Origin of the sequence: Rathayibacter sp. PhB179 (genome assembly GCF_004345345.1) — a bacterium.
Classification (GTDB): Bacteria; Actinomycetota; Actinomycetes; order Actinomycetales; family Microbacteriaceae; genus Rathayibacter; species Rathayibacter festucae.
On record NZ_SLVD01000006.1, the window covers coordinates 134,518 to 154,937 of the forward strand.

Genomic DNA, 20,420 nt, shown 5'->3' on the forward strand with positions numbered 1-20,420 from the left:
CTCGATCAGCGTGCAGGGCGCTCGGGCCGCTGTCGGAGGCGCGGGGGACAATGGAGGGACCCCAGGAGAAGGAGACCACCGTGGATCAGCCGCGCATGAACGTCGAGTCGTTCAACCTCGATCACCGCACCGTCGCCGCGCCCTATGTGCGCCTGGCCGACGCGAAGACGCTTCCGGCCGGGGACCACCTCGTCAAGTACGACGTGCGCTTCACCCAGCCCAACCACGGCCACCTCGAGATGCCGACCGTGCACTCGCTCGAGCACCTGTTCGCGGAGAAGTCGCGCAACCACTCCGACCGCGTCGTCGACTTCTCGCCGATGGGCTGCCAGACCGGCTTCTACCTGATCCTGCAGGGCGAGCCCGAGCTCGCCGAGGTGCTCGACCTGGTCGAGTCGACCCTCCGCGACATCACCGAGGCCACCGAGGTCCCCGCCGCCAACGAGACGCAGTGCGGCTGGGGCGCGAACCACTCGCTCGAGGGCGCCCAGGACGCGGCGCGCACGTTCCTCGCGGAGCGCGACCAGTGGGAGCAGGTCACCGCGTGAGCGCGGTCGAGGCGATCGTCCTCGTCGCGATGGACGAGGAGGCCGAGCCGTTCCTCGTGGCGGCGGGCGGCGCCCCGGAGCCCGTCGCCGTGGGCAACGCGCTGCAGTGGTCGCTCGAGGTCGGCGGCCACCCGGTGCTGCTCGTGCGCACCGGCGTGGGGCTCGTGAACGCGGCCGGCGGGCTGACGGCGGCGGTCCTCCGGGTGGGGGGCGCGCCGCTCGTGATCAGCGCCGGGTCGGCGGGCGGGCTCGGTGCCGAGGTGCGCGTCGGCGACGTGGTCGTCGGCGACGAGTACGTGCAGACCGATGCGGACGCGCAGGCGTTCGGCTACGCGATGGGGCAGGTGCCGGGGATGCCGGCGCGCTACTCCGGGCACGCGGCGGCGCTCGCCGCGGACCTCGACGCGGCGATGCCGGACGGTGCAGCGATCACGGTGCGGCGCGGGCTGATCGTCTCGGGCGACGTCTTCGTCTCGGGCGACCATGTGGCGCGGGTGCGCGGGCTGTACGACGGGGCGCTGGCGACGGACATGGAGTCCGTCTCGCTCGCGCAGACCGCGTACGTGCACGGGCTGCCGTTCGTGTCGGTGCGCGGTATCTCGGACCTCTGCGAGCCCGGATCGTTCGAGGCTCACGTGGACGACGCGGCGGACCGCTCGGCGGCCGTGGTGCGGGCGCTGCTGGACGCGGTGGGCTGATCCGCGGCGCGGGGTGGTCTGCGGAGCCGGGGTGCCGAGGGTGGTGGGTCTCGATACGCCCCTTCGGGGCTACTCGACCAGCATGTCTTCGATCCGTCGGACTGCTCGACCGGCATGATTCCGGTCCGTCGGGCTGCTCGACCGGCGTGGTCGCCGGCGGTTCATGCTGATCGAGCAGCCCGCGCAACGGGCGTATCGAGATCCACCTGCGTCAGAAGGCGGGTCTGCAGGCCCGCCCCGCTGGTGACGGCGGGTCTCGATACGCCCCTCCGGGGCTACTCGACCAGCATGAACAGGACGCTGCGCGTCCTTTCCCTCACCACCGAGACGCCGACCGGCATGATTCCGATTCTTCTCGGCGGGGATGTCGATATCGGCGGGCGCCGTTCGACGGGATAGTAGGAGGGCGCAGAGGGCGCCCGCGAATCCCGAGGAGACCACCGTGAAGTACATGCTGATCATGCGCGCGACCGATGCCGCCAAGGCCGCCTACGAGGCGATCCCGTTCGACGAGATCATCACCCGGATGGGGCAGTACAACGAGGCGATGATCACCGCCGGCGTCCTGCTCGCGGGCGAGGGGCTCGCCGACGACGTCGCGACCTCGGGATTCGTCGTCGACTTCGCCTCCGAGCCGGCCGCGATCACCGACGGCCCCTACGGCGAGACGCACGAGCTGTTCAACGGCTTCTGGATCATCCAGGTGTCCTCGAAGGAGGAGGCGAAGGAGTGGGCGCTGCGCTGCCCGCTCGTCCCCGGCAACAAGCTGGAGGTGCGCCGCGTCACCGACGAGAGCGACTTCGCGGACTTCGCCGACAACGAGTACCTCCAGAAGGAGGCCGGCTGGCGCGAGGACGAGAAGGCCCGCGCCGAGAACGGCTGACATGACGCCGGCGCCTCCCGGGGAGGAGACCCGGGCGCGGGTCGACGCCGTCTGGCGGATCGAGAGCGCGCGCATCGTCGGTGCGCTCGCCCGGGTGACGGGCGACGTCGGCCTGGCCGAGGACCTGGCGCAGGAGGCCCTGGTCGAGGCGCTCGAGCAGTGGCCCACGACCGGCGTCCCGCGCAACGCCGGGGCCTGGCTGACGGCCGTGGCGAAGCGCCGGGCGATCGACGGCTGGCGGCGGCGGACGGCGCTCGACGAGCGCTACCGCCTCCTCGCGCGCACCCTCGAGGAGAGCGTCGACGACGAGTGGCGGCCGATCGAGGACGACGTGCTCCGGCTGGTCTTCACCGCCTGCCACCCCGTCCTCTCGCGGGAGGCGAGCATCGCGCTCACGCTGCGGCTCGTCGGCGGGCTCGGGACGGAGGCGATCGCCCGGCTGTTCCTGGTGCCGGTCGCGACCGTCCAGCAGCGGATCGTCCGGGCGAAGAAGTCGCTCGCGGCGTCGGGCGTGCCGTTCGAGGTGCCGGACCCGGCGGAGTGGCGGGCACGGCTCGACGCGGTGCTCGGGGTCGTCTACCTGATCTTCACGGAGGGCTACGCCGCGACCTCGGGCGATCGCTGGCTCCGCACGGAGGTGGCGGGGGAGGCGCTGCGGCTCGGGCGGGTGCTCGCCGCGCTGCTCCCGCGCGAGCCCGAGGTGCAGGGGCTGCTCGCCCTGATGGAGCTGCAGGCCTCGCGGTTCGCGGCGCGGACGGCGCCCGACGGCTCGCCGGTGCTGCTCGAGGACCAGGACCGCACCCGCTGGGACCGCGGGCAGATCGAGCGCGGCCGGGAGGCGCTGCGCCGCGCCGACCGCGTGGGCAAGGGCCGCGGGTCCTACGGGCTGCAGGCGGCGATCGCCGAGTGCCACGCGATCGCGCCGAGCGTCGCCTCGACCGACTGGGAGCGCATCGTGCTGCTGTACGAGATCCTCGGGCGGGTGTCGCCGAGCCCGGTCGTCGAGCTGAACCGCGCCGTCGCGGTGTCGATGGCGACCGGTCCGGCCTCCGCGCTGCTGATCGTCGACCGGCTGGCGTCCGACGGGGTCCTCCGCGGCTCGCACCTGCTGCCGAGCGTGCGGGGCGAGCTGCTCGCGCGCCTCGGCCGGCGGGAGGAGGCGCGCGCCGAGCTCGCCGTCGCCACCGCGCTGGCCGGCAACGAGCGCACCCGCGCCCTGCTGCTGGCCCGCGCCGCGTCGCTCTGACTCCGGCGCCCCGACTCCTCAAGAGTTGTCGTAGCGGAGGGTCGAGTACGACGACTTCTGGAGAGCGCAAGAAGTGCCGGGAGTGAGAGGTGCACCCGCGGTCCAGAAGTTGTCGTAGTGGGTGGTCGAGTACGACAACTTCTGGAGAGTGCAGGGAGGGGGGGGGGAGCGGGGGTGTCCGGGGCGCGCGGGTCAGCGCTCGGTGACGACGCCCGCCTCGACGTGCCAGTGGCGGGTCAGCTGCACGGTCTCGAGCATGCGGCGGTCGTGGGTGACCAGCAGCAGCGTGCCCTCGTAGGCCTCGAGCGCCTGCTCCAGCTGCTCGATCGCGGCGAGGTCGAGGTGGTTGGTCGGCTCGTCCAGCACGAGGAGGTTCGTGCCGCGCGCCTGCAGCAGCGCCAGGGCCGCGCGGGTGCGCTCGCCGGGGGAGAGCTCGCCGACGGGGCGCGAGACGTGGTCGGCCTTGAGGCCGAACTTGGCCAGCAGGGTGCGCACCTCGGCGGTCGGCCACTCCGGCACCAGCGCCTCGAAGGCGTCGGCGAGCGGGACGTCGGAGGCGAGCATCGCACGCGCCTGGTCGATCTCGCCGATGGCGACGCTCGCGCCCAGCGAGGCGCCGCCCTCCTCCGGAGCGGAGCGGCCCAGCAGCAGTGACAGGAGCGTCGACTTCCCGGCGCCGTTGGGCCCGGTGATGCCGATCCGGTCGCCCGCGTCGACCTGCAGCGAGACCGGGCCGAGGGTGAAGGTGCCGCGGCGGGCCACCGCTGCGTTCAGCGTCGAGACGACCGAGCTCGAGCGCGGGGCGCTGCCGATCGTGAAGGCGAGCTGCCACTCCTTGCGCGGCTCCTCCACCTCCTCGAGCCGGGCGATGCGGCTCTCCATCTGGCGGACCTTCTGGGCCTGCTTCTCGCTCGACTCGGCCGAGGCCTTGCGGCGGATCTTGTCGTTGTCGGGCGCCTTCTTCATCGCGTTGCGGACGCCCTGGCTCGACCACTCCCGCTGGGTGCGGGCGCGCGAGACGAGGTCCTCCTTCTTGTCCGCGAAGTCCTCGTACTTCTCGCGGCGCTGGCGGCGGGCGGTCTCGCGCTCCTCCAGGAAGGCGTCGTAGCCGCCGCCGTAGACGGTGGTGGTGCTCTGCGCGAGGTCGAGCTCGAGCACGCGGGTGACGCTGCGGGCGAGGAACTCCCGGTCGTGGCTGACGAGCACCACTCCGCCGCGCAGGCCGCGGACGAACGCCTCGAGCCGCTCGAGGCCGTCGAGGTCGAGGTCGTTGGTGGGCTCGTCGAGAAGCACGACGTCGAAGCGGGAGAGCAGGAGAGCGGCGAGGCCGACGCGGGCCGCCTGGCCACCGGAGAGCGAGGTCATCAGGGAGTCGGCGGAGACGCCGCCGGTGCGGCCCGTCGGGTCGAGGGCGAGGCCGAGGTCGGCGAGGACGACCGGGGTCCGCTCGTCGAGGTCGGCGGCGCCGCTCGCCAGCCAGCGGTCGAGGGCGAGCGCGTAGCGGTCGGCGATGCGGCCGTCGGGGTCGGGCTCGGCCAGCGCGGAGGCGGCCGCGTCGAGCTCGGCCGAGGTCTCCGCGGCCCCGGTGCGGCGGGCGATGTAGCCGGCGACGGTCTCGCCCTCGCGGCGCTCGTGCTCCTGGGGCAGCCAGCCGACGAACGCGTCGCCGGGCGCGAGTACGACGCTGCCGTCGAGCGGGGCGGTCTCGCCGGCGAGGATGCGCAGGAGGGTGGACTTGCCCGCTCCGTTCGCGCCGACGACGCCGACGACGTCGCCCGGGGCGACCGTGAGGTCGAGGCGGTCGAACAGGGTGCGGTGCGCGTAGCCTCCGGAGAGGCCCTTGGCGACGAGGGTGGCGGTCACCGGTCCAGCGTAGGCGGGCGGGCCGCCGGCACCGGCCCCCGGTCGCTAGACGCTCTGATTGCACGCGAGTCTAGGATGGCCGGATGAGCGAGACGACGGTCCGAGGCGGCGCCGGCTACTGGTACCCGGACGAGTCCTCGACGCGACGTGCCGTCGAGGTGCTCAGCGCGATGCGCGGGTACCGCGTCTCCGAGGTGGCGATGCGCCGCCGCACGCGCGAGAAGATGGCGATGGGCGAGACCGACCTGATCGCGATCCAGTTCCTGCTGCGGCGCCAGCGCGAGGGCGACCTCGTCAGCGCCAAGGATCTCGCCGCGCACCTCTCGATCTCCTCCGCCTCGACCACCGTGCTGATCGACCGGCTCGTGCGCAGCGGGCACCTGGTGCGGAAGCCGCACCCCAGCGACCGCCGCGGCATCGTCGTCGAGGCGACGGTCGACAGCGATCAGGAGGTCCGCGAGACGCTGCAGGAGATGCACCGCCGGATGCTCGAGATCGCGGAGGACCTCGACGCGGGCGAGGCCGAGGTCGTCGTCAACTTCCTCCGCCGGATGGGCGCCGCGGTCGACGAGATCGACGCCGCCGCGGACGACGAACCCGAGAAGTAGCTAGACATTCTAGTAAAGAGCCGGACTAGGGATAGGCTGGCGTCATGGGTCAATTCCTCTACGGCACACCGCCGGCCGTGATCGAGATCGAGGACCGGACCCTCGCCCACCTGCAGATCGTCGTCTACGCGAAGTTCCGGCGCGACGAGCGCTTCAGCCTCACTCTCGACTCGATGCCCGAGGGGGCCCGCGGCCGCCACTCGTTCTGGATGAACCCGAACATCGCCCTGCAGTTCCACTTCGCCGGCAGCCGCCAGCCCACGATCAACCCGTCCTGGGTCGAGGTGCTGATGGACGCGGCGAACGGCGGCGGCGGGCTGCGGCTGCTGCCCGAGCCGCACGCCTGATCCGCGCCGCACGCCTGCTCCCGAGCGTCGTCCGGCATCGCAGCGCCCTGCACGTCTCCTAGGGTGGATCCGTGCGCCCGGGGGTGGGCGCGACGAGGGGGAGCACATGCGCGCACGAGTTCTGGGAGGCGCACTGCTCGCGCTGGTGGCCGCGGGGGTGCTCGCCGGCTGCTCCGCGCCGGCTCCTGCGCCCACGGTGACGGTCTTCGCGACGGCGACGCCGACTCCCGATCCGACCGTCACTGCCGCACTTCCGCAGTCGACCGCCACGGTGTTCGTGCCGGTGCCGGAGGCGACCGTCACCTTCACCCCGAACGACGTGCCCGTGATCCCCGAGACGGCGTTCGCCGTCGACAACGGCGCGATCCCGGGAGCGAGCGGGGAGCCGACGACGAACGGCGCGGGGGACATCGTGACCTACACCGTGGTCGAGGGCGACTCGTTCTTCGACATCGCCCAGCGCTTCGGGATCCCCGTGCAGCAGCTCCTGCGGATGAACCCCGGAGTCGCGGGGGCGGGCGAGGCGGTCTACATCGGCAACGTCATCAACCTCGACGCGAACTACCTGGGCTGACCGCCGGCGCCGCTTCGATCGCCGGCTCGGCGCCGGGCGCTACTCCGACTTCGGCAGCAGGTGGAAGGCGAGCGCGAGCGACGCCGAGATCATCAGGATCCCGCCGAAGAAGAGGAACCCGGCGAGATCGGGCAGCAGGAACGAGTTGCCGAGCACCAGGATGCCGCCGAGGAACAGCACGAAAGAGAGGACGACGCCCAGACCAGTCATGCCCTCATCGTACGGGGCGCGGGGCGGGAAGGGCGCCCGGCCTCAGGGCATCAGGAGCGCTCGCAGCTCGTCCGCGCCCGCGGCCACCGCGATGGTGCCGACCGCCTCGAGCGGGGAGCCGTAGCCCCACTCGACCATGATCGTCGGCACCCCGTGCGCGGCGGCGCCGTGCACGTCGTGCTCGCGGTCGCCGACCATGACCGGCGTGGAGAGGTCGACGCCGATCTCGCGGAGGCGGCGCAGCGCCTCCTCGACGACGTCCGCCTTCGCGCTGCGGACCTCGTCCTCGGAGGCGCCGCAGATGATCGTGAAGTGCTGCGCGAGGCCGTAGTGCTCGAGGACCCGGCGCGCGGCGGACTCCGGCTTCGAGGTGGCGAGCGAGAGCGGGATGCCGGCGGCGGCGATGCCCGCCAGCAGCTCCGGCAGGCCGGGGTAGACGCTGGAGTCGAAGAGGCCGCCCGCGTTGTAGCGACGGCGGTAGACGACGAGGGCGGCCTGCGCCTCATCGACGCTCATCCCGCCGAGCTCGCGGAACGCGTCGAGCAGCGGCGGTCCGACGTAGGCGAGCAGCTCGACGGGGGTGGGCACCGGGCGGCCGAGCTCGACGAAGGTGTCGACGAGGGTGCCGGTGATGCCGGGCGCCGAGTCGGTGATCGTGCCGTCGAGATCGAAGAGGATGCAGCTCCAGGTCGCCTCGATGCCGGGCTGCGCGTCGGGCGCGAGAGTGGTGTCGGACATGGCGGGCTCCTGCCCTCGGAGGGACGTCGTGATCCCGGCGGTGTGCCCCGTCGGGGGGAACACTCTACGGTGCCGCGGCGTCGAGGGACTGCTCGATGAACGACCGGGCGACGACCTGGGCGATCGAGCCGGCGTCGAGCTGGACGGCGACGAAGTCGGCGGTGCGGATCAGCGCGAACGCCTCGCGGCCGGGCAGGACCAGCATCTGCACGCGCGGGTGCTGCTGCCGGGGGACGGCGGCTCGCAGCTCGTCGGTCGAGGTGAACAGCGGGAGCACCTGCTCGCCGGTGGTCGTCGCGACCACGCGCACGTGCGGCACGCCACCGGGCTGCGAGCCGGTCACGTCGACGACGAGCGAGCCCTCGAGGCAGGCGGCCAGGAGGCGCTCGACCCCCTCCGCGGTCGCGTCGGCGACCAGTGCCTCGAGCGCTTCGCGCGCCGCGGTGTTGCGGTACGGGCCGGGTCGCGACGGGCGGGCAGGGGGTCCGTTCCTCCGTGGCATGTCTTCACGGTATCCGGGTTCGCGCCATCTCTCGAATCCATCGCGACAATCGCGCGCATTCGATGTCCGAGTGCGCTATACGACGGATGCCGGAGAGATGAGCCGATTCTCAGGCGGATTGCGACGCTTATCCTGAGTATCGGCGCAGATGACGACGGAGAATCGGGCGAATGGCGCCGATAAGTGCTCGACCGCCGACAAGAAGGGGTAATGTCTCCTCCTGTCAGTGACATCCAGGAGGAAAAGTGGCCCAGAAGATCACGCTTGTCGACGATATCGACGGAACCCCTATCGACTCCGGGGACGGCGGCACCGTCCGCTTCAGCATCGACGGAGCCAACTACGAGATCGACCTCGGTCCGGACAACATCGCCGAGCTGCACTCCGTGCTCGAGAAGTTCGTCTCGAACGGCCGCCGTGTCGGCTCGCGCCCCGCTGCCGCCACGTCGGTCGCCTCGGCGTCGAAGAGCGACCCCAAGCAGCTGAAGGCCGTCCGCGAGTGGGCGAATGCCAACGGACACCAGGTGTCCGACCGCGGACGCATCCCCGCCGAGGTCCAGGCCGCCTACGCCGCCGCTCACAAGTAGAGCCGCGCCGGGCGCACCGAGAGGTCGCGCCCGCATCGTCGAAAGGCCCCGTCGATCCGTCGACGGGGCCTTTCGCGTGCTGTTCTCCGCGACCGCTCGTGGATTCTCGCGGAGCCCCTGGAAAGGGGGACGCGAGCGCTAGAAGAGGCGCGTGTGCGAATCGTCGACGCCGCGCATCGACTCGTAATCGAGCACGACGCAGCGGATTCCGCGGTCCTGCGCGAGGGTCCTCGCCTGCGGCTTGATCTCCTGCGCCGCGAAGACTCCGGTGACCGGAGAGAGGTGCGGATCGCGATTCATCAGCTCGAGATAGCGGGTCAGCTGCTCGACGCCGTCGATCTCTCCTCGGCGCTTGATCTCGACCGCCACGGAGGCGCCGCTCGAATCGCGGGCGAGGATGTCGACCGGTCCGATCGCCGTCATGTACTCGCGCCGGACGAGGGTGTGGCCCTCGCCGAGCAGATCGATCTGCTCGGCCAGCAGGCGCTGCAGGTGCGCCTCGACGCCGTCCTTGATCAGGCCGGGATCGACGCCGAGCTCGTGCGCCGAATCGTGCAGGACCTCGTGGATCGAGACGACCAGGGCGTCGCCGGTCTTGCGGTGCGTGACCGTCCACTGCTCGTGGACGCCGGCCGCGCGGGCGTCCTCGTCGGGCTCGCCGGTGCTGAGGGTGCACGGGGGGCTCATCCAGTTCAGCGGCTTGTAGGAGCCGCCGTCGGAGTGCACGAGGACGCTGCCGTCGGCTTTGACCAGCAGCAGGCGGGTGGCGAGGGGGAGGTGGGCGCTGAGACGGCCGGTGTAGTCGACGGAGCAGCGCGCGATGACGAGACGCACCCGTCGAGGATAGACGGGGGCGGTCGGGGGTGGTCGGACGGGTGGGTCTCGATACGCCCCTGCGGGGCTGCTCGACCAGCATGAAGGGGGGCCGGCGGACTCCCCCTGACGGGTGAGGCCGCGGCCTTTGCTGATCGAGTAGCCCTCGCAGAGGGCGTATCGAGATCCGGCGATGTCCGCAGGGCGGAGTGCAGGCTCGTCGTGCTGGGGACGGTGGCTCTCGATACGCCCCGGCGGGGCTACTCGACCAGCATGCTGGGGGCCCCTGCGGGGCTGCTCGACCAGCATGCAGGGGGCCCCTGCGGGGTCAGGCCATGCGGAGGACGTTGCCGGTGACGCGGCGGCCGGCGGGGGAGACGAGGTAGGAGACGAGGTCGGCGACCTCGTCGGGGCGGGCGACGTCGAAGAAGGCGTCGTTCGCGGCGACGGCGGCGTGGACGTCGTCGGTGACCCAGCCGGTGTCGGTGACGGGCGGGTGGACCGCGTTGGCGGTGACGCCGAGCGGGCTGAGCTCGAGCGAGGCGGAGATCGTGTAGTTCACCAGCGCGGCCTTGGCGGCGCCGTAGGAGACCTCGCCGGGGAAGCCGCGCTCGCCGCCCGAGGTGAGCGTGACGATCCGCCCGCCGTGGCCGCCGCGGCGCTCCAGGCGCTCGGCGAGCTCGGCGATCAGCAGCGCGCCGGCGCGGGCGTCGATGGCGAGCACTCGGTCGATGCTCGCGGCGTCGACGCGGCGCTGGGGGCGGCCCATCCAGTCGTTCGGGCGGGTGCGGAAGGTGTCGATGACGGAGCCGGTGGCGTTGTGCACGAGGACGTCGACCGGGCCGAGCGACTCCTCTGCGGCGTCGAGGAGCAGGGCGGCGGAGGCGGCGTCGCGGAGGTCGGCGGAGACGGCGCGGGCGCGGCCACCCGCGGCGCGGATCTGCTCGGCGACCTGCTCGCCGTCGGTGCGGTGGGCGAGACGCTGGCGCTCCGGCTCGTACTCCGGCAGATCCTCGGCGAGGAAGGCGACCAGCACGGCCAGACCATCGGCGGCGAGGCGCGCGGCGATCGCGGCGCCGATGCCGTGGTTCGCGCCGGTGACGACGGCGACGCGGCAGGGCTCGAGGCCGGGGGCGCTCATGCTCGCGCGCCGTCCTGCACGCGCTCCGCGGGCTCCTTCTGCGGGCGGGCGGCGGGTGAGGCGAGACCGGCGAGGACGACGAGCGCGAGCACCAGGAACAGCGCGTTGAGGAGGCCGAAGTGCTCGCCGAGGAAGCCGATCGCGGGCGGGCCGACCAGGAAGGCGACGTAGCCGAGCATCGCGACGGCGCTGACCCGGGCCGCCGAGTGCGGGCCCTCGGCCGCGGCGGACATGCCGACCGGGAAGCCGAGCGAGCAGCCCAGTCCCCAGGCGACCGCTCCGGCGATGACGAGGCCGTCGACCGGAGCGAGGATGAAGAGCAGGATGCCGACGATCGCCAGCCCGGCGGACGCGCGGAGCACGGGCACGCGGCCGAAGCGGTCGAGCACGGGGCCGCCGAGCACCCGGCCGACGGTCATCGCGGCGACGAAGACGCCGAAGACGACGGCGGCGGTGGTCTTGTCGGTGCCGTGGCCGTCCACCATCGCGAGGGTCAGCCAGTCGTTGGCCGATCCCTCTGCGAAGGCCATGCCCAGCATGATCAGGCCGATCAGCACCAGGCGGCGGTCGCGCCAGACGCCGAGCGAGGCGGCGACGCGCTCGCGGACCGGCGCCTTCGCGACGACGGCGACCCCGGAGGTGTCGAGCTCGTCGCGGACGGGGACGAAGCGGATCGCGACGGAGACGGTGATCACCACGACGACGGCGACGCCCGAGAGGTGCGCGGCCACCGGCACGGTGAGCGCGGAGGCCGCGGCGCCGAGGATCGCGCCGAGGACGGTGCCGAGGCTGAAGAAGGCGTGGAAGAGCGGGAGCAGGGTCTTGCCGAAGGCCTTCTCGTTCGCGGAGCCCTCGACGTTCATCATCACGTCGACCGCGCCGTTGCCGAAGCCCAGCAGGACCATGCCCGCGAAGGCGAGGGGGAGCGCGCCGAACGCGTCCGCCGCGAGGCCCAGGAGCGCGAGACCGGAGGAGCAGACGACGAGTCCGGCGACCATGCCGCGGCGGGCGCCGAGCGCCGACATGATCGCGGTGGAGAGGCTGAGGCCGACGATCGCGCCGATCGACATCGAGAGGATCAGGAGGCCCACGCCGGAGGTGGGGAGCTGCAGCTCGTCGCGGATGGCGGGGGTGCGCGAGACCCAGGTCGCGATCGAGAGGCCGCTCAGCACGAAGATCGTGAAGACGGCGTTGCGCCACGCGACGAGCTGCGGGCGGCTGAGGGCGGAGGTCGAGGGCATGCGGGGTCCTGGCTGATCGCGGGGCGGTCGTGGGGGCCTGATCGACGATGATCGAATCGATTCGATGCGGGCCGGTCTAAGCTATCCGGAACGCCGGGACCGGTCAAGGACGGGTCGCCGGGCGCCGGCCCTCCGGGTCGGGGACGAGGAGCACCGTGGAGTCGAGCAAGGCCGTGGAGTCGAAGAGCGGCGGATCGCCGACGTCGCGCCCGACCCTCGCGCGGGTCGCGAGCCGGGCGGGCGTGTCGCCGTCGACGGCGTCGCTCGTGTTCAGCGGCTCCGGACCGGTCGCGGCGTCGACCCGCGAGCGGGTGCTGCAGGCCGCCGCCGAGCTCGACTACGCCGGACCGGACCCGCGGGCGCAGTCGCTCCGGCGCGGGCGCTCGGGGATCGTCGGGGTCGTCGTCGACGAGCGCGTGCTGCACGCCTTCCGCGACCCGATCAAGATCGCGATGCTCGACGGCATCGCCGACGTGCTCGGCGGGGCCGGCGCGGGCATCCTGCTGCTCACCGAGACCGAGGGGGGCTCGGGGCTGCTGGCGACGGCGCCGGTGGACGCGATGATCCTGGTCGGCTGCAGTCCCTCCGTCGACGACTCCGTGGCGGTGCTGCGGCGCCGCGGCGTGCCGGTCGTGGTGGTCGAGGGGGTCTCCGACCTCGGCGCTGCGGTCGTCTCCCTCGACAACCGGGAGGCGACCCGGACGCTCGCTGAGCACCTTCGGGAGCTCGGGCACGAGCGCGTCGCCGTCGTCTCGCTGCCCTTCGCGAAGGACCGCCGCCGCGGCGCGATCCCGGCGGACTGGCGGTCGAGCCCGAGCATCACCGCGGTCGAGCGGCTTCTCGGGGCGCAGGACGTGTTCGGCGACCTGGCGGTCGTCGCGGCGGGGGCGAGCACGGTCGACGAGGGGGTCGCCGCCGGGCGGGTGCTGCTCGATGCCGCCCAGCCGCCGACGGCCGTGATCGCGCAGAGCGATCTGCTGGCGGCCGGGGTCGTCCTCGCGGCCGAGCAGCTCGGGCTGCGGGTGCCGGCCGAGGTGTCGGTGGTCGGCTTCGACGGGGTGCAGGTCCCGGGGCTCGCGGCCGAGTACGACCTGACGACGATGGTGCAGCCCGCGGTCGAGAAGGGCCGGGCTGCGGCGCGCGCCGTCCTCGCGCTGATCGCCGGCGACGAGGCCGAGCCGGTGCGCTTCACCTCCGTCTTCCACCGCGGCACCACGAGCGCGCCGCCGCGCTGACTCCCTCCGCGAGATGCCACTTATGAGCGGATTCTGCGGCGTGTCGGGCTCATAAGTGGCATCTCGCGGGAGGGGGCGGACGCGGGGGTCGCCGGGAGTTGTGCACAGGGTTGTCCACAGGGTGTTCGAAACTTCGTTCGAGGGTCAACGGAGCCAGACGTCGCCGCGGAAGCGGAGGCCGAGGGTGAGCGCGCGGGCGCCGAGGAAGCCCGCGGCGTAGGCGATCCAGAGGGCCAGGAGGCGCCAGTCCTCGGGTGCGAGGGGCGCGAGGAGGGCCAGCGGGGCGAGGACGGCGAGGTTCACGAGGCCGCTCAGGGCGAGGTAGCGGCCGTCGCCGGCGCCGATCAGCACGCCGTCCAGGACGAACACGAAGCCGCCGAGCGGAGCCGTCAGGCCGACCACGACGAGGGCGGCGGGGAGCAGGCGGAGCACCTCGGGGTCGCTCGAGAAGACGAACGGGAGCACTCCGCTCGTCGCGACGATGACCGCTCCGAGGGCGACTCCCGCGCCGATTCCCCAGGTCACACAGCGTTTCGCGACCGCTCGGGCGCGCGCCGGGTCGCCCTCGCCGAGGAGGCGGCCGAGCAGCGCCTGCGCCGCGATCGCAACGGCGTCGAGGGCGAAGGCGACCGTGGAGAACAGCGTCATCGCGACCTGGAACGCGCCGAGCTCCTCCGCGCCGAGAGAGCCGGCGACCGCGACGGCGAGCAGGATGGCGGCGCGCAGCGAGGCGGTGCGCAGCAGCAGCCAGCCGCCCGAGCCGGCGGAGGCGCGCAGCCCGGCCGGGTGCGGGCGCAGCGGCGCTCCGACGCGGCGGGCGAGCCGCAGGGCGATCACCGCGTAGGCGCCGAACATGCCCCACTGGGCGATCACCGTCCCCAGGGCGGACCCGGTTATCCCCAGGCCGGCGGGGTAGATCAGCACGGCGTTCAGGGCCGCGTTCACCGCGAATCCGCCGCCCGCGATGATCAGCGGAGTGCGGGTGTCCTGGAAGCCGCGGAGCAGCCCGGTCAGGGCGAAGACGCCGAGCATCGCGGGGATGCCGGCCATGCTCACCGAGAGGTAGCGGACGCCCGCATCGGCGACCGCGGGCTCGGCGCCGAAGAGACCGATCAGGGCGGGAGCGGCGATGGCTCCGGCGACCGCGATGACCGCGCCGAGGGCGAGCGCGAGCCAGCCGCCGTCGATGCCGGCCGCGACGGCACGGCGCTCGTCGCCCTCGCCGAGCGCGCGGCCGACCCGGGGAGTGGTGCTGTAGGCGAGGAACACCATCAGGCCGACGATCGTCTGCAGCACCGCTCCGCCGAGGGCGAGGCCGGCGAGCGGCACAGCGCCGAGGTGGCCGACGAGGGCGGAGTCGGTGAGCAGGAACAGCGGCTCGGCGATCAGCGCCCCGAGCGCGGGCACGGCGAGCCGCAGGATGCTGCGGTCGAGGGTGCGGCGGTCGGTGGTGGTCACCGCTCGACGGTAGCGGGGCGGGCGGGGTGCGCGGGCGGTGTGGGCGTGCGGTGGCTACGGTGGAGGCACCCCGGACGGAACGAGCACCATGGCATCCCGCACTCCCCGCCTCGGCCTCGGCCTGGCCGCCGTCGGGCGACCGGCCTACATCACCGCCGGGCGGGACGGCGATCTCGGGCCCCCGGAGGGGCGCAGCGTCGACGCCCTCCGCGCGCGGTCGCACGAGCTGCTCGACACCGCGTGGGGTCTCGGCGTCCGCTTCTTCGACGTGGCCCGCTCGTACGGGCGCGCGGAGGAGTTCCTCGGCGGGTGGCTGGCGGAGCATCCGGAGCGGCGCGCCGAGCTGACGGTCGAGTCGAAGTGGGGCTACGAGTACGTCGGCGACTGGGCGATGGACGCTGAGGTGCACGAGCGCAAGGAGCACTCGGTCGCGATGCTCGAGCGCCAGTGGTCGGCGACCCTCGCGGCGCTGGGCAGCGCGCCGGACCGCTACCTCGTGCACTCGATCACGCCGGAGAGCCCGGCGCTCGTGGACCGGGCGCTGCTCGACCGGCTGCGCGGGCTCGCCGGGTCGGGAGTCGCGGTCGGGCTGTCGACGAGCGGACCGGAGCAGGCGCGGACGATCCGGCTCGCCCTGGCGATCCCGGACTCGCCGTTCAGCACGGTGCAGACGACCTGGAACCTGCTCGAGCGCTCGGCCGGGGCGGCGCTCGCCGAGGCGCACGACGCGGGGTGGACCGTGGTGGTCAAGGAGGCGCTCGCGAACGGGCGGCTGGTCGGCGGCCGGGCGCCGGAGGTGCTGCGGGGGCTGCCGGGGGTTCCCGAGGAGCTCGCGCTCGGTGCGGCGCTCGGGCAGCCGTGGGCCGACGTGGTGCTCAGCGGGGCGGCGACTCCGGGGCAGCTGCGGGAGAACGTGCGCGCGCGGGCCGGCGCGGTGCCGGAGGGGCTGCCGACGCAGGATCCGGGGGAGTACTGGGCCGAGCGGTCGGCGCTGGCCTGGCGCTGACGCGCGGGGCGGGTGCGCGGCTCGGGAGGACCTCGGGCTCGCGGAATCGGGGTCGGCTCGCGGGATCGGGCGGTTCCGGCGTGCCGGAGGTGGATTCGCGTGCCGGAGGTCTGCCGGAGTCGGGTTCGGCTCGTGGAACGGGGTCGGGCTCGTGGGATCGGGCGGTTTCGGCGTGCCGGAGGTGGTTTCGCGTGCCGGAGGTCGGCCGGGGTCGGGTTCGGCTCGTGGAATGGGGTCGGGCTCGTCAGATCAGGTGGTTCTGGCGTGCCCGAGGTGGTTTCGCGTGCCGGAGGTCGGGTGGCGTCGGTTCGGCTCGCGGAGTGAGGTCCGGCTCGTGGGATCGGGCGATTTCGGCGTGCCGGAGGTGGATCCGCGTGCCGGAGGTCGGCCGGGGTCGGGTTCGGCTCGTGGAACGGGGTCGGGCTCGTGGGATCGGGTGGTTCCGGCGTGCCCGGGGTGGTTCCGCGTGCCGGAGGTCGGGTGAGGGGCGAGCGGGTCAGCGCGGTATCGAGATCCGGCGTGGTGGGGACGGTGGGTCTCGATACGCCCTTGCAGGGCTACTCGACCAGCATGTGCTCGATACGCCCCTGCGGGGCTGCTCGACCGGCGTGCGAGCGGCGGGCGGGGCGCTTCATGCTGATCGAGTAGGCCGCGGAGCGGGCGTATCGAGATCCGCGTCACCGGGAGTCGGGTCTGCAGTCCCGCACTGCTGACAGGGTGGGTCTCGATACGCCCCTGCAGGGCTACTCGACCAGCATGTGCTCGATACGCCCCTGCGGGGCTACTCGACCAGCATGTGCTCGATACGCCCCTGCGGGGCTACTCGACCAGCATGTGCTCGATACGCCCCTGCGGGGCTGCTCGACCGGCAGGGTCGAGCATCCCGTGCGGCGGGCCGCTCGATCGGCGGCTACGTGGTCTTCACCGCGTTGTCGCCGTGGTTGCCGATGACCTCGTAGGCGGTGCTGCCGACGGCGCGGACGGGCTTGGCGTTGACGTGGCCGGTCGCCCACTGGTTGCCGAGGACGGAGACGGCGCGGGCGTTGAGGGCCTCGACGCAGTGGGTCCAGCCGGAGCCGGCGTCCTCGCAGGCGAAGATGTTGCCGGTGATGCTGAAGCCGACGGTGCGGGCGGTCGGCGAGACGCCGAGGATCGCGATGGCGGGGTAGGTGTTCGCCGCGGCCTTGCCCCCGTTGCTGATCGCATTGCCGACGATCTGGATCTGCGCGAGGTCCTCGGTCAGCCACGGCGGCATCGTGTAGACGAGGGACTGCCGGCGCGCCCCCTCCATGATGTTGTTCGCGATGGTGATGCGGCGGTTGCCGCGCAGCTCGATGTTGATCTGCGGCGAGCCGTCGAGGTGGTTGCCGAGGATCCGGATCGGGCCGCCCTCGATCGAGAGGTCGGCGTAGCTCGCGCCGACGTTGTTCTCCACGATCCAGGAGTCGATCATACGGTAGCCGGTCCAGATGCCGGTGCCGGTGCACTGGTCGATGCTGCAGCGCTGGATGCGGTTGAGCAGGCCGAGGTCGCCGAAGGTTCCGTCGTTCAGGCGCATGCCGTAGTCGGTCCAGCCGTAGAGCTGCAGCGAGTCGAGCACCGTCTTGTCCAGGTGCGCGGAGACGCAGGGCGAGCCGAGGCCGTTCGCGTCGAGGATCAGGTTGTCGAAGCGGCAGGCGGAGAAGGCGCCGGTGACGACGGGGGCGTTCGTCAGCGAGCGGATCCGGGTGGACAGCTCGCCCGCGCCGCGGAAGGCGATGCTCGCCAGGCCCTCGGCGCGGCCGATCGATCCGGCGATGCGGTAGATGCCGCGCGGGAAGTACACGACACCGCCGTAGCTGGCGACGGCCGCGTCGATCGCGGCGTCGATGGCGGGCAGGTCGTCCGTGCTGCCGTCGCCGGTCGCGCCGTAGTCCTGGACGTTGAAGACGAGCTCGCCCTTGGCGACGGGGCGCTCGCCGGAGACGGTGCGCACCGCCTCCGGCAGCTGGGCGACGGGGACGGTGGCCGTGGAGTCGAGGCCGGCGACTCCGCCCGGGGAGGCGATCTCGGAGTGCAGGACGGGGTCGGAGGGGGCGGTGCCGGCCGCGGCGGCGCCCAGGGGGGAGGCGAGGAGACTGCGACGGGTGAGGTCGGCGGTCAGTGCGGTGAGAGGGGGCATCCGCTCACAGTCGACCGGTCGGGGAGGCGGCGCCGACCTCCGAAGTGGGGCGTTGGGGCCGCAGGGATCGTCGACAGTCCGGCGGAGGCGGCGCGGAACGACCCACGGCCTAGCATGCCACCATGCCCCGTACGCGCGAGCTGAGCCTCCTCGATCTGGCGATCGCGGGCGCGCTGAGCCTCTTCGCGCTCGTGCTCATCGCCCGCGCGACTGCGCTGCTGATCATCACGCCGCCGGTCAGCTGGGCGTTCGTCGCCGCGTTCGGCGTGGCCGTCGCGCTCACTGCGGCGTTCCGGATCGCCCTCGGCCGCCGCTCGGGCATGCCGGTCGCCGGCCTGACGGTCACCCTCCTCGTGATCATGCAGCCGGAGGCCGACCCGTTCCGCCTGCTCGGCGTCTGGACGGCGGCGAGCCTGGTCACCCAGCTGCTGCAGACCCGGAACCTCGCGGTCGCGGGCTACGTCACGGGACTGGGGTCCCTCGCCGCGCTCCTCTACGTCACCGTCTTCCAGGCGGGGAGGGCCGTGCTGACGCCGCCGATCGCGCTGCTCGCGGCGAGCGCGCTCTTCCTCGCGGTCATCCTGCTCGTCGACCTCCTCCGCCAGCGCGGCCGCTGGGGGATGCAGTGGGAGCGGGGCTTCGGCGCCCTGTCGCCCAAGCGGGTCGGCTTCTACCTCGCCCTCGTCTGGCTGCTCAGCACGGTCGTCTGGCTCCTGGACGCCGTCGTCGTGCCGGCGATGGCGGGGGACCCCGCCATCGAGCAGAGCCCGATGGTCGTCCTGGTGGTCGGGGCGCTGGTCTTCGGCGTGGCGAAGCGGATCGAGGTGCGCGGCGTGCGGCGCCGGCTCGCCGGCGTGCTCGACGCGGCACTCGCGCTGCCCTGGGGGACCGTGGAGCAGGCGGAGCGGAAGATCGTCCGCCACGCGCTGACCTCGATCGAGGCGGACGCGATCGAGGTGCGCGACGAGCCCGCCTCCGGGCGGGAGATCGCCTCCGCCATGCTCCTGCCCGACGGCCGGACCCGGTACGTCGTCGCCTCGAAGCGGGTGAGCGCGATCCCCTTCAACGACGACGACGAGCAGATCCTCGACGCCCTCGCGCACATGGGCGCGGACACGCTGGGCACCCGCTACGACGTCGAGTCGCTGCGGCGCTCCGTCGACCACGACGCGCTGACCGGGCTGCCGAACCAGCGGGTGTTCCAGTCGGCGCTCGCCGCCGCCAACCGCGACCGGCGGCCGTTCGAGGGCATCGCGGTGCTCTTCCTCGATCTGGACGACTTCAAGGACCTCAACGACGGCCGCGGGCACCACGTCGGCGACAAGATGCTGCGCCTGGTCGGGGAGCGGCTCGCGGAGGTGGCCGACGAGGGCGGAGTCGCCGCGCGGGTCGGCGGCGACGAGTTCGCGCTGGTGCTGCGCGGACTCGACTCGGCCGAGGACGCGCGCCGGCGGGCGCAGGCCCTGGTCGAGCGGGTGAGCGAGCCGGCGACCGTCGACGGCGACACCCTCGCCCCGGTGGTGACCGTCGGCGTCGCGTTCTCGGCGCACGAGGAGACGGACCCGACGACCATCGTGATCGAGGCCGACCGCAGCATGCTCGCGCTCAAGCGCGGGCGGGGCCGCAGCGGCCGCGGGCGCTCGAGCAGCCTCGACGTCACCTCGGTGCTGACCGACCCGGTGCGCGAGGTGGCGTCGCGCGCCCTCCGCGACCGCACCCTCGACCTCGCCTTCCAGCCCGTCGTCGATCTCGGCACCGACCGGATCTGGGCCTACGAGGCGCTCGTGCGGCTGGAGGACCCGGTGCTCGGGCGGATCGACCCGTCCCTGCTGATCCGGACGGTGCGGCACGCCGGCCTGCTCGACGAGCTGACCGTGCAGGTGGTGGAGAAGGCGATGTCCGCCGCGGCCTGCTTCCGCGACTCCGGCGCCGGGGTGGAGTGCATGAGCGTCAACGCGGACCTGGAGCAGCTCGCCGCCGAGCGGCTCGGCCCGTACTTCGCCGCCGTGCCCGAGCGCTTCCCGGGCCTGCGGTTCTGCCTCGAGCTCAGCGAGGGGTCGCTCGCGGCGGCGACGGACGAGCTGCGCGCGCAGGCCCAGCTCCTGCGCGACGCGGGCGTGCTGCTGGCGCTGGACGACTTCGGCACGGAGGGCTCCTCGGCGCTCGCCGTGGCGACGTTCCCCCTCGACGTCGTGAAGCTCGACCGCGCCCTGATCGCCGATCTGACGACCGAGCTGCGCCAGCGCGAGATCGTCCGGGCGATGCAGTCGTTCGCGGTCGCGGTCGGGGTGCGGATGATCGTCGAGGGGGCGGAGGACGAGGAGACGGTCGCGGTGCTGCGCGAGCTCGGAGTGACCGATGTGCAGGGGTTCGTCTACGGCCGGCCTGACACTCGGACGGGGGCGGAGCAGCGGTTGCTCACCACCGGATCGGCTGTCGGCGACTGCCTAGACTGACGCCAGAACGGGGCGTCCTCTCCCGCACTTCCGCGGTCTCCCGCCGCTCCTCGTGCACGACCGTTCCACTCTCCATCCTCGAGCGCCGGACCTCCCGGACTCCCG

20 protein-coding genes are annotated in these 20,420 nt (G+C 73.1%); 11 read left to right on the plus strand and 9 right to left on the minus strand.

Translation table 11 applies throughout. The features are described 5' to 3' along the window. Positions 1 to 95: 95 nt before the first annotated feature. The 4 genes from EDF43_RS13560 to EDF43_RS13575 all read left to right on the plus strand — a co-directional run bounded on the left by EDF43_RS13560 (position 96) and on the right by EDF43_RS13575 (position 3,375). Positions 96 to 548, plus strand: a complete 453-nt coding sequence (locus tag EDF43_RS13560) for an S-ribosylhomocysteine lyase (protein ID WP_123736308.1) — start codon at positions 96 to 98, stop codon at positions 546 to 548. Then, the gene (gene mtnN, locus EDF43_RS13565; RefSeq protein WP_243646313.1) at positions 545 to 1,246 is read left to right on the plus strand and encodes a 5'-methylthioadenosine/S-adenosylhomocysteine nucleosidase; all 702 of its coding nucleotides are present in this window, start codon (positions 545 to 547) and stop codon (positions 1,244 to 1,246) included. Before EDF43_RS13560 ends, mtnN begins: the two co-directional genes overlap by 4 nt. A 442-nt stretch (positions 1,247 to 1,688) precedes the next feature. Further along, a complete protein-coding gene (locus EDF43_RS13570) occupies positions 1,689 to 2,129 on the plus strand; it encodes a YciI family protein (RefSeq protein ID WP_123706090.1) in 441 nt (146 codons plus the stop codon). A gap of 1 nt (position 2,130) precedes the next feature. Beyond that, positions 2,131 to 3,375: an RNA polymerase sigma factor gene (locus tag EDF43_RS13575; protein ID WP_132437335.1), complete on the plus strand. Its 1,245-nt coding sequence runs from the start codon at positions 2,131 to 2,133 to the stop codon at positions 3,373 to 3,375. A gap of 192 nt (positions 3,376 to 3,567) precedes the next feature. Here EDF43_RS13575 and EDF43_RS13580 read toward each other — a convergent pair whose 3' ends face one another. After that, positions 3,568 to 5,238, minus strand: a complete 1,671-nt coding sequence (locus EDF43_RS13580; protein ID WP_132437336.1) for an ABC-F family ATP-binding cassette domain-containing protein — start codon at positions 5,236 to 5,238, stop codon at positions 3,568 to 3,570. 83 nt (positions 5,239 to 5,321) lie between these two features. Between EDF43_RS13580 and EDF43_RS13585 the strand changes: the two genes are divergently transcribed. From EDF43_RS13585 to EDF43_RS13595, 3 genes are all read left to right on the plus strand, one after another. Beyond that, positions 5,322 to 5,846, plus strand: coding sequence for a MarR family transcriptional regulator (locus tag EDF43_RS13585; protein ID WP_132437337.1), 525 nt, complete (start codon positions 5,322 to 5,324; stop codon positions 5,844 to 5,846). Between the two features lie 44 nt (positions 5,847 to 5,890). Next, the gene (locus EDF43_RS13590) at positions 5,891 to 6,193 is read left to right on the plus strand and encodes an ATP-dependent DNA ligase (protein WP_123447216.1); all 303 of its coding nucleotides are present in this window, start codon (positions 5,891 to 5,893) and stop codon (positions 6,191 to 6,193) included. Positions 6,194 to 6,299: 106 nt separating this feature from the next. Then, on the plus strand, positions 6,300 to 6,767 hold the full coding sequence (locus EDF43_RS13595; protein ID WP_123736181.1) for a LysM domain-containing protein: 468 nt from the start codon (positions 6,300 to 6,302) through the stop codon (positions 6,765 to 6,767). 39 nt (positions 6,768 to 6,806) lie between these two features. Here the strand turns inward: EDF43_RS13595 and EDF43_RS21890 are convergent, their stop codons facing one another. The 3 genes from EDF43_RS21890 to EDF43_RS13605 all read right to left on the minus strand — a co-directional run bounded on the left by EDF43_RS21890 (position 6,807) and on the right by EDF43_RS13605 (position 8,217). Continuing rightward, on the minus strand, positions 6,807 to 6,977 hold the full coding sequence (locus EDF43_RS21890) for a hypothetical protein (RefSeq protein WP_164874567.1): 171 nt from the start codon (positions 6,975 to 6,977) through the stop codon (positions 6,807 to 6,809). 42 nt (positions 6,978 to 7,019) lie between these two features. Continuing rightward, on the minus strand, positions 7,020 to 7,715 hold the full coding sequence (locus tag EDF43_RS13600) for an HAD hydrolase-like protein (protein WP_132437338.1): 696 nt from the start codon (positions 7,713 to 7,715) through the stop codon (positions 7,020 to 7,022). 64 nt (positions 7,716 to 7,779) lie between these two features. Continuing rightward, positions 7,780 to 8,217 carry an SseB family protein gene (locus EDF43_RS13605; protein WP_132437339.1) on the minus strand — a complete coding sequence of 146 codons (438 nt, stop codon included), beginning with the start codon at positions 8,215 to 8,217 and terminating at the stop codon, positions 7,780 to 7,782. Positions 8,218 to 8,462: 245 nt separating this feature from the next. On the opposite strand from EDF43_RS13605, the gene EDF43_RS13610 reads away from it, so the two are divergent. Then, positions 8,463 to 8,804, plus strand: a complete 342-nt coding sequence (locus EDF43_RS13610) for an Lsr2 family protein (RefSeq protein ID WP_123447211.1) — start codon at positions 8,463 to 8,465, stop codon at positions 8,802 to 8,804. Positions 8,805 to 8,942: 138 nt separating this feature from the next. Here the strand turns inward: EDF43_RS13610 and nucS are convergent, their stop codons facing one another. The 3 genes from nucS to EDF43_RS13625 form a co-directional block, all read right to left on the minus strand. Then, complete coding sequence (nucS, locus tag EDF43_RS13615) at positions 8,943 to 9,638, minus strand: endonuclease NucS (RefSeq protein WP_123736183.1); 696 nt, start codon at positions 9,636 to 9,638, stop codon at positions 8,943 to 8,945. A gap of 307 nt (positions 9,639 to 9,945) precedes the next feature. Beyond that, complete coding sequence (locus tag EDF43_RS13620; protein ID WP_132437340.1) at positions 9,946 to 10,758, minus strand: SDR family NAD(P)-dependent oxidoreductase; 813 nt, start codon at positions 10,756 to 10,758, stop codon at positions 9,946 to 9,948. Then, positions 10,755 to 11,999 carry an MFS transporter gene (locus tag EDF43_RS13625; RefSeq protein WP_132437341.1) on the minus strand — a complete coding sequence of 415 codons (1,245 nt, stop codon included), beginning with the start codon at positions 11,997 to 11,999 and terminating at the stop codon, positions 10,755 to 10,757. The genes EDF43_RS13620 and EDF43_RS13625 overlap by 4 nt, the downstream gene beginning before the upstream one ends. A gap of 155 nt (positions 12,000 to 12,154) precedes the next feature. Between EDF43_RS13625 and EDF43_RS13630 the strand changes: the two genes are divergently transcribed. Then, entirely contained in the window at positions 12,155 to 13,234 is a 1,080-nt protein-coding gene (locus EDF43_RS13630; protein ID WP_243581439.1) for a substrate-binding domain-containing protein, read from the plus strand. A 144-nt stretch (positions 13,235 to 13,378) separates the two neighbouring features. Here EDF43_RS13630 and EDF43_RS13635 read toward each other — a convergent pair whose 3' ends face one another. After that, a complete protein-coding gene (locus EDF43_RS13635; protein WP_243581438.1) occupies positions 13,379 to 14,692 on the minus strand; it encodes an MATE family efflux transporter in 1,314 nt (437 codons plus the stop codon). 88 nt (positions 14,693 to 14,780) lie between these two features. On the opposite strand from EDF43_RS13635, the gene EDF43_RS13640 reads away from it, so the two are divergent. Next, positions 14,781 to 15,698, plus strand: coding sequence for an aldo/keto reductase (locus EDF43_RS13640; RefSeq protein WP_123736187.1), 918 nt, complete (start codon positions 14,781 to 14,783; stop codon positions 15,696 to 15,698). A gap of 910 nt (positions 15,699 to 16,608) precedes the next feature. Here EDF43_RS13640 and EDF43_RS13645 read toward each other — a convergent pair. Continuing rightward, positions 16,609 to 17,859: a glycosyl hydrolase family 28-related protein gene (locus tag EDF43_RS13645; RefSeq protein WP_132437342.1), complete on the minus strand. Its 1,251-nt coding sequence runs from the start codon at positions 17,857 to 17,859 to the stop codon at positions 16,609 to 16,611. A 122-nt stretch (positions 17,860 to 17,981) separates the two neighbouring features. Here EDF43_RS13645 and EDF43_RS13650 point away from each other — a divergent pair, with 122 nt between their 5' ends. Continuing rightward, positions 17,982 to 20,315, plus strand: coding sequence for a bifunctional diguanylate cyclase/phosphodiesterase (locus EDF43_RS13650; RefSeq protein ID WP_132437343.1), 2,334 nt, complete (start codon positions 17,982 to 17,984; stop codon positions 20,313 to 20,315). Positions 20,316 to 20,420: the final 105 nt, after the last annotated feature.

Excerpts from the sequence above, each read along its gene's own strand:
- EDF43_RS13560 (WP_123736308.1), top strand. The coding sequence starts at position 96 with ATGAACGTCGAGTCGTTCAACCTCGATCACCGCACCGTCGCCGCGCCC.
- EDF43_RS13600 (WP_132437338.1), bottom strand. The coding sequence starts at position 7,715 with ATGTCCGACACCACTCTCGCGCCCGACGCGCAGCCCGGCATCGAGGCG.
- EDF43_RS13595 (WP_123736181.1), top strand. The coding sequence starts at position 6,300 with ATGCGCGCACGAGTTCTGGGAGGCGCACTGCTCGCGCTGGTGGCCGCG.
- EDF43_RS13625 (WP_132437341.1), bottom strand. The coding sequence starts at position 11,999 with ATGCCCTCGACCTCCGCCCTCAGCCGCCCGCAGCTCGTCGCGTGGCGC.
- EDF43_RS13585 (WP_132437337.1), top strand. The coding sequence starts at position 5,322 with ATGAGCGAGACGACGGTCCGAGGCGGCGCCGGCTACTGGTACCCGGAC.
- EDF43_RS21890 (WP_164874567.1), bottom strand. The coding sequence starts at position 6,977 with ATGACTGGTCTGGGCGTCGTCCTCTCTTTCGTGCTGTTCCTCGGCGGC.
- EDF43_RS13575 (WP_132437335.1), top strand. The coding sequence starts at position 2,131 with ATGACGCCGGCGCCTCCCGGGGAGGAGACCCGGGCGCGGGTCGACGCC.
- EDF43_RS13640 (WP_123736187.1), top strand. The coding sequence starts at position 14,781 with ATGGCATCCCGCACTCCCCGCCTCGGCCTCGGCCTGGCCGCCGTCGGG.
- EDF43_RS13590 (WP_123447216.1), top strand. The coding sequence starts at position 5,891 with ATGGGTCAATTCCTCTACGGCACACCGCCGGCCGTGATCGAGATCGAG.
- EDF43_RS13605 (WP_132437339.1), bottom strand. The coding sequence starts at position 8,217 with ATGCCACGGAGGAACGGACCCCCTGCCCGCCCGTCGCGACCCGGCCCG.
- EDF43_RS13650 (WP_132437343.1), top strand. The coding sequence starts at position 17,982 with ATGCCCCGTACGCGCGAGCTGAGCCTCCTCGATCTGGCGATCGCGGGC.
- EDF43_RS13620 (WP_132437340.1), bottom strand. The coding sequence starts at position 10,758 with ATGAGCGCCCCCGGCCTCGAGCCCTGCCGCGTCGCCGTCGTCACCGGC.
- EDF43_RS13645 (WP_132437342.1), bottom strand. The coding sequence starts at position 17,859 with ATGCCCCCTCTCACCGCACTGACCGCCGACCTCACCCGTCGCAGTCTC.